This window comes from Massilia sp. WG5 (genome assembly GCF_001412595.2).
Classification (GTDB): Bacteria; Pseudomonadota; Gammaproteobacteria; order Burkholderiales; family Burkholderiaceae_D; genus Telluria.
On sequence record NZ_CP012640.2, the window covers coordinates 4482355 to 4499442 of the forward strand.

Genomic DNA, 17088 nt, shown 5'->3' on the forward strand with positions numbered 1-17088 from the left:
AAAGGCTTACTGTTCGGCCAGCGGATCGTCCTGGTTATCCTCGGGCGTGGCGCCCGGGATCGTGTATTTTTCCTCGGCCCAGGCGCCGAGGTCGATCTGTTTGCAGCGATCGGAGCAGAACGGGCGATACTTGTTCGCCGGCGTCCATTCGACCTTCTTGCCGCAGGTGGGACAGGAAACGACAGTCATGACAGGATTCAGAAGTTGCAGAGGGTGAGCTCGAATGGTACATCGTCTTCGAGCGGTTTGGGTTTCAGGTCCCCGCCTTGCGTCGTGAAACGCACCCACAGCATGTACTTGTTGGCCGAGATTTCCGGGATGGCGCCCAGGCTCTCGTCGATCGACAGGCGCAGCATCTGGTAGACCTTGCCCTGCAGCATCTGCTGGTAGCTACCGGCCACGGCGATCATCTTGACCGGGCCGCCGGAATCGCGCAGCAGGCGCAGCACCAGGGCCAGGGCATCGAACAGCGGGGCGAGCGGCGCGAACCAGGCCGAGATGTCGGCGAAGCGCTGCTCGGCGGGACGCTGCTGCCAGGCGTAGTAGGAGGGCAGGTCGAATTCGCAGGCGCCGCCCGGCATCACGGTGCGGCCGCGGATGCTCATCAGCCATTCGTTGTCGCGCACGTTCTGGCCGGTCTTGCCCTGGGCGTTGACGAGGGCATTGCTGACAGTGTCGAGCTCGGCCAGCACGGCGTCCAGCGCGTCGGCGGCGACGGCCGGATTGCTGCGGTAGCTCAGCAGGCTCTGCTTCTGGCGTTCGAGTTCCTGCAGCAGGTCGGACTTGAGGTCGGCGCGGCCTGCTACTTCCAGCATGTCGAAGATCGTCGCGAGCGCGACGTGATGCTGCAGAGGATGTTCCTGATTCACAAAGAACTTGAATTTCTCGTACAGGTCCTCGAGCCGCAACAACGTGCGAATCCGCTCGTTGAACGGGTATTCGTAGACGATCAAAGTGACATTCCTCTCGGCGTGTGCTGGCGCGACCACGTGATTCTGAACCATGATGGGCAAAATTACAAACGCTCGTTCGGCGCGGCCGCCAATTTTCCTGCTTCGGCCAGATAAAACGCGTGCAGCCTGTCCACTTGCGGCACGAGTTGCTCCAGGCCGTCGTCGTTGAGGATGATGTCGTCGGCGGCGGCCTGGCGCTGTGCGCGCGTGACCTGGGCGGCCATGATGGCGCGGACTTGGGCTTCCTGCAGGCCATTACGCGCCATTACGCGCGCCACCTGCACTTCTTCCGGACAATCGATCGCCAGCACCCGCGCCACGCGCTGGCGCCAGCTGCCGGATTCGATCAGCAGCGGGACCACGAAGATTACATAGGGACCGCTGGCCAGCAGCGCGGCGGCAGCGGTGGCCTCGCGTATTTTCGGGTGCAGGATGGCTTCCAGGCGGACCCGCGCGCCCGGGTCGGAAAACACCAGGGCGCGCATCTTCGCGCGGTCCAGCGCACCCTCGGGCGTGGCGAATCCGGGGCCGAATTCCTCGACCAGCGCAGGCATCGCGGCGCCGTGCGGGGCGGTGAGGAGGTGGGCGATCTGGTCGGTATCGACGACCGAGGCGCCGCGCGCCGCGAACAGGTCGGCGACGGTGGTCTTGCCGCAACCGATGCCGCCGGTCAGGCCGACGGCGAATCGCTGGAAAACCTGCGGGTTGTCTTGATTATCCATTCAAGGCTGCGCCATTCCCAGTGCCAGGCGGGTGAGTTCGGGGCCGTAGAAGAGGGCGATCATACCAGCGCCGGCCAGATAGGGGCCGAACGGGATGTGCTGGCCCTTCTTGGTCTTGCCGATCGCAATCATGGTCAGGCCGACGGCGGCGCCGACGAAGGACGACAGCACGATGATCGTCAGCAGCATTTTCCAGCCGAACCAGGCGCCGAGCGCGGCCAGCAGCTTGAAGTCGCCTTCGCCCATGCCGATCTGGCCGCGCACCAGTTCGTAGGCGCGCGCGACGGCCCACAGGGCCAGGTAGCCGGCGACGGCGCCGAGCACCGCCTCGCGCAGCGGCACGAAGTTGCCGTCCAGGTTGATCAGCAGGCCCAGCCACAGCAGCGGATAGGTGAGGTCGTCCGGCAGCTCCTTGTGGTCGACGTCGATCAGGGTCATCGAGATCAGCAGATAGGTGAACACCAGCGCCGCCAGGCCGACCCAGCCGCTGCCGAAATGCCAGACCAGCAGGCCCGACAGGATGCCGCTGACCGCCTCGACGATTGGATAGCGGGCCGAGATCGGCGCCTTGCAATTGCTGCACTTGCCGCGCAAGAACAGCCAGCTGAGGATGGGGATGTTTTCCAGCGCCGTGATCTGGTGGCCGCAGTGCGGGCAGGCTGAGCGCGGCACCATCAGGTTGTAGCGATCCGGGAAAGGCAGCGGCTTGCCTTCCTTGTCCGCGATGTAGTTGTCGATCTCGCGCTGGCGCATGATCGGCAGGCGGTGCACGACCACGTTCAGGAAGCTGCCGATCAGCAGGCCGAAGATGGCGGCCGCGATGGCCGGGATCAGGCTGGCGGGGGCGGCGAAGAGGAGGGTGTCCGGTTGCATGGGGAAGGCGGGGAGAATAGGTTGATTTCCGTGAGTCAACCTATTCTATGGGGTTTTGCCGGCGACAGCTAGCGTGACAGCCAGCGGGCGAAGCGTTCGCCGACCCGCACATCGCCGTCGTAGCTGAGGTGGTTACTGTCCCGGTACATCAGGCGGCCGTCGATCATCGCGCGGCATTCCTTGTCGCCGCCACCTGCTTGCCCAGCTGCTGGTACTCGTCGGGGAACAGCAGGATCCCGGAAACCAGGAAGCCGGAAATGACGCAGAACACGTCGACGCCGACGAAGCCGCCCGGATCGACTTTCTAGACAAGCTTCTGTGCAGTGTCGGCCTTGTTCGCGAAGGACTCTGAGCCTGCTGTGCCGGCTCTGGGTCGGTATCGGCCCTTCGCTGCTAGACTGCTTTCGGCCACGTGTAGAAGGCGGCTTCGCCGCAAGTCGTGGCGGTCCGGTCATCATTGCATTATCTGTTTAACAAGAGGAGATATGTCATGGTCAAACTCGCGTTGTTCGTTCGTCTGGAAGCCAAGCCGGGTAAGGAGAAAGACGTAGAGAACTTTCTGTTAAGTGGTCTTCCCCTCGTTCAGGCAGAGCCAGCTACCACAGCCTGGTTCGGCATTCGCCTGGGGCCGTCGACCTTTGGCATCTTTGACGCGTTTCCAGATGAGGCTGGGCGGCAAGCGCATCTTTCCGGCAAAGTCGCAGCCGCGCTCATGGAAAAAGCGGGTGACTTATTCGCCAAGCCGCCATCAATCGAAAAGGTTGACGTTCTTGCGGTAAAGCTGCCGGGCTGAGCAAGCCCAACAAGTCGTTCAAGCCGACGGCTCACTGGCGGCGCCCGCGAGCCGCAGCTTAGCGCGGGCGTTGAACGACCACTTTCTGGAATCGGCAAGGACTGCTTTGGGGTCGATAACGGCCGTACACCATCACGGCCGCTCAATTCATCAATCAGGTACGGCAACGGTCTGGCCGGTTCCCGCAGGTGCCGTTTGCCGGGCGCGCGCTGCAGCGAGCGTGCGGCGAACGCCCTCGGCGTAGGAGGTTTTGGCGATCGGGCCGATCAGGTTCTGTAGAGCGCTGTCGTCCAGAATGACCGGCGTCGTCAGCAGGTAATGCATCTCGACTATCTCGCGCAACATCGGCTTGAACAGGCCAAGCAAACGGAGCATTGTCTTGCCCACCACGCGTGACCGGATACGGTGACCCGCTTGCCGCGAGATTTCTTCAAGCATCGTTTGTTGCGTCGTCGTCCCCGCGCCCGCGAGCTGCCATGTGCGACCCCAGGCGGCAGGTTCGGCCGACAAGCGAACGACGACCGGGCCGACGTCGGGCACGAAAACAAATTCGTGCGGCGCATCGATGGGCCCTATGAGGTCGGCGGTGCCGCCATCGATTGCGGCCTGGAACGCACTTGCCAGGTAGCTCTTGTCGCCCACGCCCGGGCCGTAGAAGTCCGGCAGGCGCAGTACCGCGACGTCGATCCGGCCGCTGGCGTGCGCATCGAAGAGCATGTCTTCCTGCGCCTTGCGCATCCGTCCCTTGAAAGTATGCGGCGCACGCGGGTGGTCTTCACGCACGGGTATCGTCTGCGGACAGCCATACGGGTACACGGTGCCGATCAGGAGGATGCGCTTGACGCCTGCAGCGATTGCGCCATCCAGCGTCCTGCGCATCAACTCTGGATGAAGCTCGAAGCGGGTGTAGTCGACGCCGACCATGTAGATGATGGTGTCGATCCCTTGCGCGGCCGTACGCACTGAAGCAGGGGAGACGGGATCCCATGTCGCGATCTCGGCCAGCGGGTCGGCGCCGAAGTCACGTTCGAGCGCAGCCCGGCCGCGGCCGACGACGCGATATGGCGTCCGCTGCGCCGACAGGCTGCGGGCAATGCTGTTGCCGATGGCGCCAGTGGCGCCGAACAGGGCGATTTTGCACGAGAGATGGGTCATGGCAGGCTCCTTGGAATGTCAATGGACGATGGTCAGGGGAGACCTTGGTCGGATGAGGACATTCTCGGCGCTGGAAGGGCAAAAGAAAATCGGCTAGAGTTCTCTAGAGGCTATACAAAAATGAATGGATCTCAATGACCAGTTTGAAGAGCAAGCTTGCTGCCCCCGGTTCACGGTCGACATCGGTACCCGGCCCCGAGCCGGACTGGGCCTGGTACCGCTCATTCCTGGCTGTCGTCGACGCCGGCTCGCTGTCGGCGGCCGCGCGCGCGCTCGGGCTAACGCAGCCGACGCTGGGCCGGCACATCGACCAGCTCGAGAAGGCGCTTGATTTGAAGTTGTTCGTGCGGTCGGTCGACGGCTTCGCACCGACCGAGGCAGCGCTGGAGCTGCAGTCGTATGCGGCGAGCATCGCGTCCAACGCCGCGGCGCTGCGCCGGGCGGCGGCCAGCCACGGCGACGGAGTGCGCGGCACCGTCCGCATTTCGGCCAGCGACATGATTGGCGTGGAGGTACTGCCGCCCATCCTGGCGCGGCTTCGCGCGCGGCATCCGGCACTGGTGGTGGAACTGGTGATTTCGAATGCCGTGGATGACCTGCTGCGCCGCCAGGCCGACATTGCGGTGCGTCACCTGGCGCCGACCCAGGAAGCGCTGATTGCGCGCCGCGTCGGCGCCATCGAGCTCGGTTTGTATGCCCACCGCGATTATCTGGCCGCGCATGGCACGCCGCGAACGCTCGACGAGCTTGCGGAGCATGCCCTGATCGGCCCGGATGGCGACAGCCTGCTCGTGCGCAAGTTGCAGGCGCAGTACCCGATCCTGCAACGTGCACGCCTGGCGCTTCGTTCGGATAACAATCTGGTGCACCTGGCCGCCATCCGCGCAGCCTATGGCATCGGCGCCTGCCAGTCAGTGCTCGCGGCGCGCGACCCGGCAATCGTGCGGGTACTGCGCGCCGAATTTTCGATCATGATGGACACATGGGTCGCGATGCACGTCGATCTTCGCTCGACCCCGCGATGCGCGGTCACGTTCGCGGCCATCGTCGAGGGCATGACCGCACACGTTAGCCATGCCATGTAGCGACCTTCGGTCAGCGGGACAAACTCAAACCACCGCCCCCAGCTTGAAGATCGGCAGGTACATCGCCACCACCAGGCCGCCGATCAGCACGCCCAGGATCACCATGATCATCGGTTCCATCAGCGAGGACAGCGCGCTGACGGCCTCGTCGACTTCCTCTTCGTAGAAGTCGGCGACCTTGCCCAGCATGCCGTCGAGGGCGCCGGATTCTTCGCCGATCGAGACCATCTGGGTCACCATGTTCGGGAAGACATTGACGTTCTGCATCGCCACCGTCAGGCTGGTGCCGGTGCTGACCTCGTTCTGGATCTTGCGGGTCGCTTCCAGGTACACCGCGTTGCCGGAGGCGCCGCCGACCGAGTCGAGGGCTTCGACCAGCGGCACGCCGGCCGCGAACATGGTCGCGAGGGTGCGGGTCCAGCGCGCGATCGTGGCCTTGCGGATCACCTCGCCGAAGACAGGCAGGCGCAGCAGCAGCCGGTCCATCGCCTGCTGCATCTTCAGCGAGCGGCGCCAGGACTGGAAGAAGAAGTAGATCGCGCCGAACAGCGTGCCGAAGATGATGTACCACCACTTCACCACGAAGTCGGACATCGCCATCACCACCAGGGTGGGGGTCGGCAGGTCGGCGCCGAAGCTACTGAACACTTCCTTGAAGGCCGGCACCACCCAGATCATGATCACGGCGGTGACGATGAAGGCGATCGCCAGGATCGAGATCGGGTACATCAGGGCCGACTTGATCTTGGCCTTCAGGGCCAGCGTCTTTTCCTTGTAGATCGCCAGGCGGGTCAGCAGGTCTTCCAGGATGCCGGCCTGTTCGCCGGCGCCGACCAGGTTGCAGAACAGCGGGTCGAAGTACAGCGGATACTTGCGGAAGGCGTTGTTCAGGCTGGTGCCGGTCTCGATGTCGGCGCGCAAGTCCATGATCAGCTTGGACATCGAGGGGTTGGCGTGGCCCTTGCCGACGATGTCGAAGGACTGCAGCAGCGGCACGCCGGCCTTCATCATGGTGGCGAGCTGGCGCGTGAACAGGGTCAGGTCCTTGTCGACGATTTTCTTGCCGCTGCGGTAAGCCTTCTTCTTGACCTTGATGACCACGATGCCCTGGCGGCGCAGGGTCACGTTGACGATGGTCTCGCCGCCGGCGCGCATTTCGCCGCGCACGGTCTTGCCGGTCTTGTCCTTGCCTTCCCAGGCGTAGACGTGCTCCTTGATCTGGGCGCCGCCAGCGGTGCGTACTTGGGCCGAAGTTGCCATGTGGTTTTCCCGCTTCTAAATTCGATATCTAAAACTACTCGTTAGTGCAGCCGAGCACTTCCTCGAGGCTGGTCAGTCCCTGCTTCACCTTCATCAGGCCGGAACGGCGCAGCGAATTCACGCCCTCGGATTCGGCCTGGGCGGCGATTTCCATCGAGTTGCCGTTGGCCAGGATCAGGGCCTCGATCGCCGGCGAGATCGGCATGATCTGGTAGATGCCGACCCGGCCCTTGTAGCCCGAACCCAGGCATCGTTCGCAGCCGACCGGGCCGTAGGGCTTCCATTCGCCGTCCAGGTCGCTGTCGCGGAAGCCGGCCGCCTTCAGCACGTCGCGCTCGATGTCGAGCGGCTGCTTGCAGGTGCACAGGCGGCGCGCCAGGCGCTGGGCCGTGATCAGGATGACGGAGGAGGCGATGTTGAACGGCGCCACGCCCATGTTCATCAGGCGGGTCAGGGTCGAGGGCGCGTCGTTCGTGTGCAGGGTCGAGAACACCATGTGGCCGGTCTGGGCGGCCTTGATGGCGATGTCGGCGGTTTCCAGGTCGCGGATCTCGCCGACCATGATGATGTCCGGATCCTGGCGCAGAAAAGCCTTCAGCGCGACCGGGAAGGTGAGGCCCGCCTTTTCGTTGACGTTGACCTGGTTCACGCCCGGCAGGTTGATCTCGGCCGGATCCTCGGCCGTCGAGATATTGATGCCCGGCTTGTTCAGCACGTTCAGGCAGCTGTACAGCGACACCGTCTTGCCCGAGCCGGTCGGGCCCGTTACCAGCACCATGCCGTAGGGACGGGTGATGGCGTCGATCAGCAGCGCCCTCTGGTCCGGGTCGTAGCCGAGCGAGTCGATGCCCATCTGCGCCTGGGTGGCGTCGAGGATACGCATGACGGTCTTTTCGCCGAACAGGGTCGGCAGGGTGCTCACGCGGAAGTCGATCGACTTGGTCGGCGACAGCACCAGGCGCATGCGGCCATCCTGCGGGACCCTTTTCTCGGAGATGTCGAGCTTGGCCAGCACCTTGATGCGCGAGACCAGCTTGTCGCGGATCGACAGCGGCGGCGCCAGGTGGTCGCGCAGCACGCCGTCCACGCGCAGGCGGATCCGGTACTGCTTCTCGTAGGGCTCGAAGTGGATGTCCGAGGCGCCGAGGGTGATCGCATCCATCAGCACCTTGTTCAGGAAGCGCACGATCGGCGCGTCCTCGACCTCGGAGGCGGCCGCCGCTTCGGCCTGCGTGGCCTGCTGCTGCTCGTCCTCGGCGAACTCGATCTCGGCATCGTCGCCGACCAGTTCGCTGATGCTCTGTTCGGCGTTCTTGGAGATGCCGGCCAGCAGGGCCAGCAGTGTGTCGTGGGCGACGATCACCGGCTCGACCGAGGCTTCGCTCTGGAACTTGATCTGGTCCAGGGCCTGGGAATTGGTCGGATCGGACAGCGCCACCGACAGCTTGTTGCCGCGCTTGGACAGGGCCACCACGCGCTGGGCCTGCATCAGGCGCGCATCGATGGCGTTCGCCGGCAGCGAATCCAGGCTGAAGGTGGAGAGGTCGAGCAGGGGATAGCCGAAGGTCTCGGCGCAGAATACCGCCAGGCCTTGCGCATCGATGATGCCGGCGCCGAGCAAGGTGTCGATGAAACCAGCCTTGTCGGCGACGGCCTTCTTTTGGAGGCCGTCCGCCTGCGGAAGCGTCAGTCGCCCGGACTGGACCAGGGCGCGCGCCAACCCGGGCAATGCGGTGCCTGCGGTCGTGTTGGGGAGGACTGCTGCCATAGGTTCAGGGACGGAGTGACGACAAGGAGCCGGGCTGGAGGGACATGCCCGGTGGCTGCTTGGGATCATGCCCGTAGGCATCAACTTTGTAAAGAGATTGGCGTAGGGAAAGACGCGTGCATACCACGTAGACGGAATGGCATTGCAAGGGTGACAAGCAAAAAGGCGAGGGCATGGCGGCTCCTGATGGACTCAAGCGGCGGACGGCGCCGACGTCCGTATCAGGCCGCCAGCCACCTTTTGATAACAGCCGGCCGCAACAGTTTCACGATCCTGATTGACTGATTCTGCACTTGCACCACTTCGATCACGCACTGGCCCACCTTGAGCGCGATCGGAAACTCGGGGATGTCCTGCAGTTGTTCGAGAAGCAAGCCATTGACCGTCTTCGGGCCGTCCAGCGGCAGGTCCAGGTCCAGCTTCTTGTTGATGTCGCGCAGCGGTGTGCTGCCTTCGAGCAGGCACTCGCCCTTGGCGTTCCAGGCCATGGCGTCGGCGCGCGCGGTACCCGGGGTGGAGGTCGTGAAGTCGCCGATCATTTCCTCGATGATGTCCTCGAGCGTCACCAGTCCCTGCACCTCGCCGTATTCGTCGACGATGATGCCGAACCGTTCCTTGTTTTCCTGGAAATACTGGAGCTGGGTGAAGACATCCGTGTCCTGCGGGATGAAATAGGGCTTGTTCAGCAGTGCGCGGATGTCGTCGACGGTCAGCTCGTCCGCCCGGTTCAGCAGGCCGACCGCGCGCCGTACCGGCAGCACGCCGACGATGCGGTTGATTTCGCCTTCATAGACCAGCAGCTTGCGGTGGTAGCAGGTGATCAGCTCGGCCTTGATCGCCTCGACCGGCTGGGCCAGGTTCAGGGCTTCGATCTGGGCGCGCGGGGTCATGATGTCCTCGACCGAGATCTTTTCCAGGTCGAACAGGTTGAGCAGGATGCTCTTGTGCTTCTGCGGCATGAAGTTGCCGCCTTCCAGCACGACGGTGCGCAATTCTTCCGCCGACAGGCGCTGCTGGTGGGCGTCGACGCCTGCGCGGATGCCCAGCGGGCGCAGCAAAGCGGAGACGAACAGGTTGACGAACCAGATCGCCGGCTTGGCCACCTTCATCAACGGCCGCAGCACCAGGCTGGTGCCCAGCGAGATGCGTTCCGGGTAGGTGGCGCCGATCACCTTCGGCGCGATCTCGGCGAACACGATCAGCAGAAACGCCACGCTGGCGGTGGCGATCGTGATCACGCTTTCCTCGTGGCCGAAGAACAGGATCGCGATCGCCGTCACCAGGGCGGTGGCCATCGCATTGATCAGCGTGTTCGCGATCAGCACCAGGGACAGCAGCTTGTCGGTACGCTCCAGCAGCCACATGGTGGTGACGGCGCCGCGGTGGCCGCGCTTGGCCAGGTGCTTCAGGCGGTATTTGTTGGCCGCCATCAGGGCGGTTTCCGCCATTGCGAAGAAGGCCGAGCAGAGAATCAGGAGGACGAGGGCAAGGATGAGCGCCCAAAGGGGTACGGAATCCAATGTTGACCGTAAAGAATCAGGGGAAGGTCGATTCTAAAGGGAAGGGGGAGGGCTTGCAAGCCGGGCTAGTTCCACCAGTGGGACGTGGTCCCGGCTTCCGGCAGGCGGGCCTGGCGGGCGGCGTGGACGATGCCGGCCTCGACGGCCTGGTCGGCCGTGTAGATGCGCGAGCTGCCGGTGAGATAGCCGCGGATGTCATGCGGGGCGCGCGCGCCGCGCGTGGCTTCCTCGAAGATGGCGGCGTAGCGCTCGGCGTCGAAGTCGAGGCAGTCGCGCCATTCCGAGATGCGGGCGTGATCCGCCGCCACCAGGTTGCCGAAACCCCAGTGCAGCGGGTGGATGAGGAAGCGGGTGCCGGGGCAGGCATAGCGCTTCTGGCCGGCCAGGAAGATCGCGACCCCGACCGATTCGACGCTGCCGACGTTCCACGTGGTGAGGGGCAAGGGAAGGGACTTGAGGAAAAAGTAGAGGGCAAAACCGGCGGTCATGTTGCCGCCCTCGGTCGACATGTGCAGCTCGATCTCGCTGGCGCCGCTCTGCAGGGCTTGCAGGCACAGGTTGCGCACCGTGCAGGCCGAGTTGGCGTTGATCGGGCCGATGAAATGTACGACGTGCAAAGTCATTGTTCCTCCCTTGTTGGGCCAAGCATAGCAATTAAAATGGGAGTGAAAGCGCACGGACGCAGGACTATGCGAATTCGCTGATATTCAAAATCACCATTTGAATATACCTGGCGCCCCCACCGGTGTTAATCTCACAAGCTGGGTTAAATCCGAGGCAACGATGTCCACACCGATCCGATTCTTTTACCGCGGGGCCGTCCATGAAGTGAGCGGCGTCGCCCCCACGCAGACCGTTCTGCAGCACCTGCGGGAAGACCTGCATTGCACCGGCACCAAGGAAGGCTGTGCCGAGGGCGATTGCGGCGCCTGCACCGTCGTGATCGGTTCGCTGGAAAACGGCGAGCTGGAAATGAAAGCGGTGAATTCCTGCATCCAGTTCACGCCGACCCTGGACGGCAAGGCCCTGTTCACCGTCGAAGACCTGCAGCAGGCCGGCGGCGCCCTGCACCCGGTGCAGCAGGCCCTGGTCGAATGCCACGGCTCGCAGTGCGGCTTCTGCACGCCGGGTTTTGCGATGTCGCTGTGGGGCATGTACCTGAAGCAGGACGGGCAGGGATGCCCGTCGCGCCGCGACATCGACGACACCCTGTCCGGCAACCTGTGCCGCTGCACCGGCTACCGCCCCATCATCGACGCTGCCCGGAAGATGACCGAACTGCCGCGCGTCGACTTCGACCGCGAGGCGCTTGCCGGCGCCCTGCGCGGACTGCAGCGCGAGGCCGGCGCCGTCTACAGCTTCAAGGACCAGACCTTCCATGCGCCGCGCAGCGTCGAGGAACTGGTGGCGGCGCGCGGCGCCCATCCGCAGGCCGTGCTGCTGGCCGGGTCGACCGACGTCGGCCTCTGGGTCACCAAGCAGATGCGCGAGCTGGCCGACATCATCTACCTCGGCCACGTCGCGGAACTGAAGAGCGTGCGTGAACATGCGGGGGTGCTCGAGATCGGCGCCGGCGTGACGCTGAACGATGCCTATGCCGCGATCTGCGCGCGCTATCCCGAGCTGGCGGAGCTGTGGCAGCGCTTCGCCTCGCTCCCGATCCGCAACGCCGGCACCCTGGGCGGCAATGTCGCCAACGGGTCGCCGATCGGCGATTCGATGCCCTGGCTGATCGCGCTGGGCAGCCGCCTGGTGCTGCGCGGCGCGGCAGGCGAGCGCGAGCTGGCGCTCGAAGATTTCTATCTCGGCTACCAGCAGAAGGACCTGCAGCCGGGCGAGTTCGTGCAGGCGCTGCGGATTCCGCTGCCGCGCGCGAATGTCGTTTTCCGCAGCTATAAACTGGCCAAGCGCTTCGACCAGGACATCTCGGCCGTGTGCGCCGCGTTCGCCCTCGAGCTGGACACTGGGCTCGACGGCGGTATCGTCAGGCAGGCGCGCATCGCTTTCGGCGGCATGGCCGCGACCCCGAAGCGCGCCGCGCAGGCCGAAGCCGTGCTGCTCGGCCGCGCCTGGAACGAGGCTGCGCTGAAGGAGGCGATGGCGGCGCTGGCGCAGGACTATGCGCCGCTGACCGACATGCGCGCCTCGAACGCCTACCGCATGCAGGGCGCGCAGAACCTGCTGCGCCGTTTCTGGCTGGAGACCCGGCGCGAGAACCCGCTGCCGGCCGAAGCAGTCAACGTATTCGCGCAACCGAGCGCTTGAGGAGCCCGACCATGAACGATATGAGCGCACCGGAACCGACGGCGGCGGCGTGGAGCGCGGTCGGCGTCTCGCGGGCCCACGAATCGGCGCGGCTGCACGTGCTCGGCCAGGCCGACTACACCGACGACATCGACGAGGTCCGCGGCACCCTGCATGCGGCCCTGGGTTTGTCGAGCAAGCCGCATGCGAAGGTCCTGGCGATCGACCTCGCGCCCGTCCGCGCCAGCCGCGGCGTGGTCGCGGTCTACACGGCGCAGGACATCCCCGGCGCCAACGATTGCGGCCCCATCATCCACGACGATCCGATCCTGGCCGACGGCCTGGTCCAGTACGTGGGCCAGCCGCTCTTCGTGGTGGTGGCGGACAGCCACGACAATGCGCGCCGCGCCGCGAAGAAGGGCGTCGTCACGTATGAAGAGCTGCCGGCCATCCTGACGCCGCAGGCGGCCCGCAAGGCCCAGTCCTGGGTGCTGCCGCCGATGCGCCTGGCGCGCGGCGATGCGCAGGCGGCGTTCGAACGCGCCCCGCACACGGTGAAAGGCGAGCTGCACGTCGGCGGCCAGGAACAGTTCTACCTCGAAGGCCAGATCGCCTACGCCATCCCGCAGGAAAACGACGGCATGCTGGTGCAGTGCTCGACCCAGCACCCGAGCGAGATGCAGCACGTGGTCGCGCACGCGCTGGGCCTGCATTCGCATCACGTGGTGGTCGAGTGCCGGCGCATGGGCGGCGGCTTCGGCGGCAAGGAATCGCAGTCGGCGCTATGGGCCGCGGCGGCCGCGGTGTCGGCCAGGTTGTGCGGCCGCCCGGTCAAGCTGCGCGCCGACCGCGACGACGACATGCTGGTCACCGGCAAGCGCCACTGCTTCCACTACGAATACGAGGTCGGCTACGACCTTGATGGACGCATCGTCGCGGCGAAAGTCGACATGGTCTCGCGCGCCGGCTTCTCGGCCGACCTGTCCGGCCCCGTCGCCACGCGCGCGGTCTGCCATTTCGACAATACCTATTACCTGTCCGACGTCGACATCCGCGCCGCCTGCGGCAAGACCAACACCCAGTCGAACACCGCCTTCCGCGGCTTCGGCGGTCCGCAGGGTGCGATCGCGATGGAGTACGTGCTGGACGAGATCGCCCGCAATCTCGGCCGCGACGCGCTGGACGTGCGCAAGCTGAACTTCTACGGCAAGGAAGAGCGCAATGTCACGCCCTACGGCCAGGTCGTCGTCGACAACGTGATCCACGAACTGGTCGACGAGCTGGAAGGGACCAGCGAATACCGCGCCCGCCGCGCCGCCATCGAAGCCTTCAACGCAGCCAGCCCGGTGCTGAAGAAGGGCCTGGCGCTCACGCCGGTCAAGTTCGGCATCGCCTTCAACGTCACCCACCTGAACCAGGCCGGCGCGCTGGTGCACGTGTACGTGGACGGTTCCATCCTCGTCAACCACGGCGGCACCGAAATGGGGCAGGGCGTGAACACCAAGGTGATGCAGGTGGTGGCGCACGAGCTGGGCGTGGACCTGGGCCGCGTGCGCATCACCGCCACCAACACCAGCAAGGTCGCGAACACCTCGGCCACCGCGGCGTCCACCGGCGCGGACTTGAACGGCAAGGCGGCCCAGGACGCCGCACGCCGGATTCGCGAGCGCCTGGCCGCCTTCGCGGCGAAGCAGCACGGCGGCGCGCCGGAGCAGGTGCGCTTCGCGCTGGATACCGTGTTCGTGAATGGCCAGGAAATCCCGTTCGGCGAGCTGGTGGCCAAAGCCTACCTGGCGCGCACCCAGCTCTGGTCGGACGGCTACTACGCCACCCCGGGCCTGTCCTGGGACCCGAAGACCATGACCGGCCGCCCCTTCTCCTACTTCGCCTACGGCGCCGCGGTGTCGGAAGTGATCGTCGACACGCTCACCGGCGAATGGAAGCTGCTGCGCGCGGATGCGCTGTACGACGCCGGCAAATCGCTGAACCCGGCCATCGACATCGGCCAGGTCGAGGGCGCCTTCATCCAGGGCATGGGCTGGCTGACCACCGAGGAATTGTGGTGGAACGAGGGCGGCAAGCTCATGACCCACGCGCCGTCCACCTATAAAATCCCGGCGGTGTCGGACTGCCCGGAAGACTTCCGCGTGCGCCTGTTCGAGAACCGCAACGTCGAGGACTCGATCCACCGCTCGAAGGCGGTGGGCGAACCGCCGCTGCTGCTGCCGTTCTCCGTGTTCTTCGCGATCCGCGACGCCATCTCCAGCGTCGGCGGCCACAAGCGCAATCCGCCCTTGAGCGCGCCGGCGACCTGCGAAGCGATCCTGAATGCCATCGCCGCCGTGCAGGCGGCAAGCCCGGCGGGCGCCTGAGATGGAAGACTGGTTGAACGCCGCGGCGGAGAGCGCCGGGTCTGCGCATGTGTCCGATCCTGTGCCCAAGGTGCTGGTCACCGTGGCCGTCGTCGAAGGCTCGGTGCCGCGCGAACCCGGCGCGAAGATGCTGGTCGATGCCGTGCGCCAGTGGGGCACGGTCGGCGGCGGCCACCTGGAGCTGCGCGGCGTCGAGACGGCGCGCGCGATGCTGGCGCAGGGCGAGGCCCGGCGCCTGGAACGCTTCCCGCTCGGCCCCAGCCTCGGCCAGTGCTGCGGCGGGGTGGTGCAGCTGGCCTTCGAGCTGCTCGACCACGCCCACGCAAGCCTGCTGGCGGCGCGTCCCGATGAAGACAGCTGGCGCCTGGTGGCGCTGGACGGTGCGCCGGACCTGGCGCTGCTGGACGCGCGCGGACACCGGCTCCACGGCGGCGAAGCGCCGGACTTTACACGCGAACGCGGCACCCATATCATGCGCGAGCCCGACGGCCGGCGCTGGCTGGTCGATCAGGTCGAAGCGCCGCGCGCGCACCTGATGCTGTTCGGCGCCGGCCACGTGGGAGCGGCCATCGTGCGCGCCCTGGCCGAGCTGCGCTGCCGCGTGACCTGGGTCGACGAACGCGAGGACCTGTTTCCCGAACGCGTACCGGCCAATGTGCGCGTCGAAGCCACCGATATCCCTGAAGCGCTGGCGGAACGTGCTTTACCGGGTACCAGTTTCCTCGTCATGACGCACAGCCATGCGCTCGACCAGCGCCTGGCCGAAACGATCCTGAAGCGTCCAGGTATCGATGCCGACTGGTTCGGCCTGATCGGATCGAATACCAAACGCAAGCAGTTCGAGCACCGCCTGCGCGAGCGCGGTGTGGCGCAGGCGCGCCTGGACGCCATGGTCTGCCCGATCGGGGTGGCCGGCATCGAAGGCAAGGAGCCCGCCGTGATCGCCATCGCCGTGGCCGCGCAACTGCTGATGGTGTGGGAAGCCCGCACCGCACCCATACCCTCAACGGAAAGAATCTAATCTCCATGGACACCCAGAACCTGCAGGCCTACCGAGCGAGCCTGCTGCACTTTCACGCCGATCCGGCCTTCAAGGAAGACGCCCATGCCTGGCACGCGGACGGCCTGCTGGTCGTCGAGAACGGCCGGGTCAGGGCGGCCGGCGACTACGACCAGCTTGTGTCCAGCCTGCCGGCCGGCGTCGAGGTGGTCGACTACCGCGGCAAGATCATCACCCCGGGCTTCATCGACACCCACCTGCATTTTCCGCAGACCGACATGATCGCCTCGCCGGCCCCGGGCCTGCTGCCCTGGCTGGAGACCTACACCTTCCCGACCGAGCGCCAGTTCCGGGACCCGGCGCACGGGCGCGTGGTGGCCGACTTCTTCCTCGACGAGCTGCTGCGCAACGGCACCACGACGGCGCTGGTCTACTGCACCGTGCACAAGGAATCGGTCGACGCCTTCTTCGAGGCCAGCCATGCGCGCAACCTGCGCATGGGCGCCGGCAAGGTGCTGATGGACCGCCACTGCCCGGACTTCCTGCAGGACAGCGCCGACCTGCGCGACAGCGAGGAACTGATCCGGCGCTGGCACAACCAGGGGAGAAGCATGTATGCGATCACCCCACGCTTCGCGCCGACCTCGACCGAGGCCCAGCTGGCCGCTACCGGCGAGCTGGCGCGCGCGTACCCCGACACCTTCATCCAGACCCACGTCTCGGAAAACCAGGACGAGTGCAAGTGGGTCGGCGAGCTGTTCCCGCAGCGGCGCAGCTACCTGGACGTGTACGACCACTACGGCCTGATGCGCCCGCGCGCCATGTACGGCCACTGCATCTGGCTGGACGACACCGACTTCGCGCGCATGGCGGAAACCGGCTCGGCGATCGCCCATTGCCCGACCTCCAACCTGTTCCTGGGCAGCGGCCTGTTCGACATCGCGCGCGCCGACAATGCGGGTGCGCTGGTCTCGCTGGGCACGGACGTGGGGGCGGGCACCTCGTTCTCGATATTGCAAACCATGAATGAAGCGTATAAAGTTGCGCGACTGAAAGGCAGCTACCTCCCGGCCCTGCGCATGTTCTATCTCGCGACGCTGGGTGCCGCACGCAGCATGCAGCTCGAGGGGACGATCGGGAATTTCGTGGCGGGGCTCGAGGCCGATTTCATCGTGCTCGACCCCAAGGCCACGCCGCTGCTGGCGCGCCGTACCGCGCACAGCAATACGCTCGAGGAAACCCTGTTTGCGCTGGCCCTGCTGGGCGACGACCGCGCCATCCGCGCCACTTACGCGGCCGGGCGTCTGGTCCACGAGCGGACGCTGCCCTGAGGTTTCCGCCCA

16 protein-coding genes are annotated in these 17088 nt (G+C 65.6%); 6 read left to right on the forward strand and 10 right to left on the reverse strand.

The window, feature by feature from the left end:
- Positions 1–6: 6 nt before the first annotated feature.
- The 5 genes from yacG to AM586_RS28920 form a co-directional block, all read right to left on the reverse strand.
- Complete coding sequence (yacG, locus tag AM586_RS20045) at positions 7–189, reverse strand: DNA gyrase inhibitor YacG (protein WP_052233456.1); 183 nt, start codon at positions 187–189, stop codon at positions 7–9.
- Between the two features lie 8 nt (positions 190–197).
- On the reverse strand, positions 198–953 hold the full coding sequence (gene zapD / locus AM586_RS20050; RefSeq protein WP_052233455.1) for a cell division protein ZapD: 756 nt from the start codon (positions 951–953) through the stop codon (positions 198–200).
- Positions 954–1015: 62 nt separating this feature from the next.
- Complete coding sequence (coaE, locus tag AM586_RS20055) at positions 1016–1675, reverse strand: dephospho-CoA kinase (protein WP_052233454.1); 660 nt, start codon at positions 1673–1675, stop codon at positions 1016–1018.
- Positions 1676–2548 (reverse strand): A24 family peptidase, encoded by an 873-nt coding sequence (locus AM586_RS20060; RefSeq protein WP_052233453.1) that lies wholly within the window; start codon positions 2546–2548, stop codon positions 1676–1678.
- 68 nt (positions 2549–2616) lie between these two features.
- Positions 2617–3006 (reverse strand): SGNH hydrolase domain-containing protein, encoded by a 390-nt coding sequence (locus AM586_RS28920; RefSeq protein WP_307719643.1) that lies wholly within the window; start codon positions 3004–3006, stop codon positions 2617–2619.
- 32 nt (positions 3007–3038) lie between these two features.
- Here AM586_RS28920 and AM586_RS20065 point away from each other — a divergent pair, with 32 nt between their 5' ends.
- Positions 3039–3341 carry a putative quinol monooxygenase gene (locus AM586_RS20065; RefSeq protein WP_052233452.1) on the forward strand — a complete coding sequence of 101 codons (303 nt, stop codon included), beginning with the start codon at positions 3039–3041 and terminating at the stop codon, positions 3339–3341.
- 150 nt (positions 3342–3491) lie between these two features.
- On the opposite strand, the gene AM586_RS20070 is transcribed toward AM586_RS20065, so the two are convergent.
- Positions 3492–4496 (reverse strand): NAD-dependent epimerase/dehydratase family protein, encoded by a 1005-nt coding sequence (locus AM586_RS20070; protein WP_052233451.1) that lies wholly within the window; start codon positions 4494–4496, stop codon positions 3492–3494.
- A gap of 134 nt (positions 4497–4630) precedes the next feature.
- Between AM586_RS20070 and AM586_RS20075 the strand changes: the two genes are divergently transcribed.
- A complete protein-coding gene (locus tag AM586_RS20075) occupies positions 4631–5581 on the forward strand; it encodes a LysR family transcriptional regulator (RefSeq protein ID WP_082439415.1) in 951 nt (316 codons plus the stop codon).
- A 24-nt stretch (positions 5582–5605) separates the two neighbouring features.
- Here the strand turns inward: AM586_RS20075 and AM586_RS20080 are convergent, their stop codons facing one another.
- From AM586_RS20080 to AM586_RS20095, 4 genes are all read right to left on the reverse strand, one after another.
- Positions 5606–6841 carry a type II secretion system F family protein gene (locus AM586_RS20080; protein WP_052233450.1) on the reverse strand — a complete coding sequence of 412 codons (1236 nt, stop codon included), beginning with the start codon at positions 6839–6841 and terminating at the stop codon, positions 5606–5608.
- A gap of 34 nt (positions 6842–6875) precedes the next feature.
- Entirely contained in the window at positions 6876–8609 is a 1734-nt protein-coding gene (gene pilB, locus AM586_RS20085) for a type IV-A pilus assembly ATPase PilB (protein WP_052233449.1), read from the reverse strand.
- Between the two features lie 221 nt (positions 8610–8830).
- On the reverse strand, positions 8831–10129 hold the full coding sequence (locus AM586_RS20090) for an HlyC/CorC family transporter (protein ID WP_052233448.1): 1299 nt from the start codon (positions 10127–10129) through the stop codon (positions 8831–8833).
- Positions 10130–10194: 65 nt separating this feature from the next.
- Positions 10195–10752 carry a ClpP family protease gene (locus AM586_RS20095; RefSeq protein WP_052233447.1) on the reverse strand — a complete coding sequence of 186 codons (558 nt, stop codon included), beginning with the start codon at positions 10750–10752 and terminating at the stop codon, positions 10195–10197.
- A gap of 160 nt (positions 10753–10912) precedes the next feature.
- Between AM586_RS20095 and xdhA the strand changes: the two genes are divergently transcribed.
- From xdhA to guaD, 4 genes are read left to right on the forward strand one after another with little or no spacing between them, the layout of a single operon-like run.
- On the forward strand, positions 10913–12394 hold the full coding sequence (gene xdhA, locus AM586_RS20100) for a xanthine dehydrogenase small subunit (protein ID WP_052233446.1): 1482 nt from the start codon (positions 10913–10915) through the stop codon (positions 12392–12394).
- 11 nt (positions 12395–12405) lie between these two features.
- The gene (xdhB, locus tag AM586_RS20105; RefSeq protein ID WP_052233445.1) at positions 12406–14745 is read left to right on the forward strand and encodes a xanthine dehydrogenase molybdopterin binding subunit; all 2340 of its coding nucleotides are present in this window, start codon (positions 12406–12408) and stop codon (positions 14743–14745) included.
- 1 nt (position 14746) lies between these two features.
- Positions 14747–15766 carry a xanthine dehydrogenase accessory protein XdhC gene (xdhC, locus tag AM586_RS20110; protein WP_052233444.1) on the forward strand — a complete coding sequence of 340 codons (1020 nt, stop codon included), beginning with the start codon at positions 14747–14749 and terminating at the stop codon, positions 15764–15766.
- Between the two features lie 5 nt (positions 15767–15771).
- On the forward strand, positions 15772–17076 hold the full coding sequence (guaD, locus tag AM586_RS20115; RefSeq protein ID WP_052233443.1) for a guanine deaminase: 1305 nt from the start codon (positions 15772–15774) through the stop codon (positions 17074–17076).
- The last annotated feature ends 12 nt before the right edge of the window (positions 17077–17088 follow it).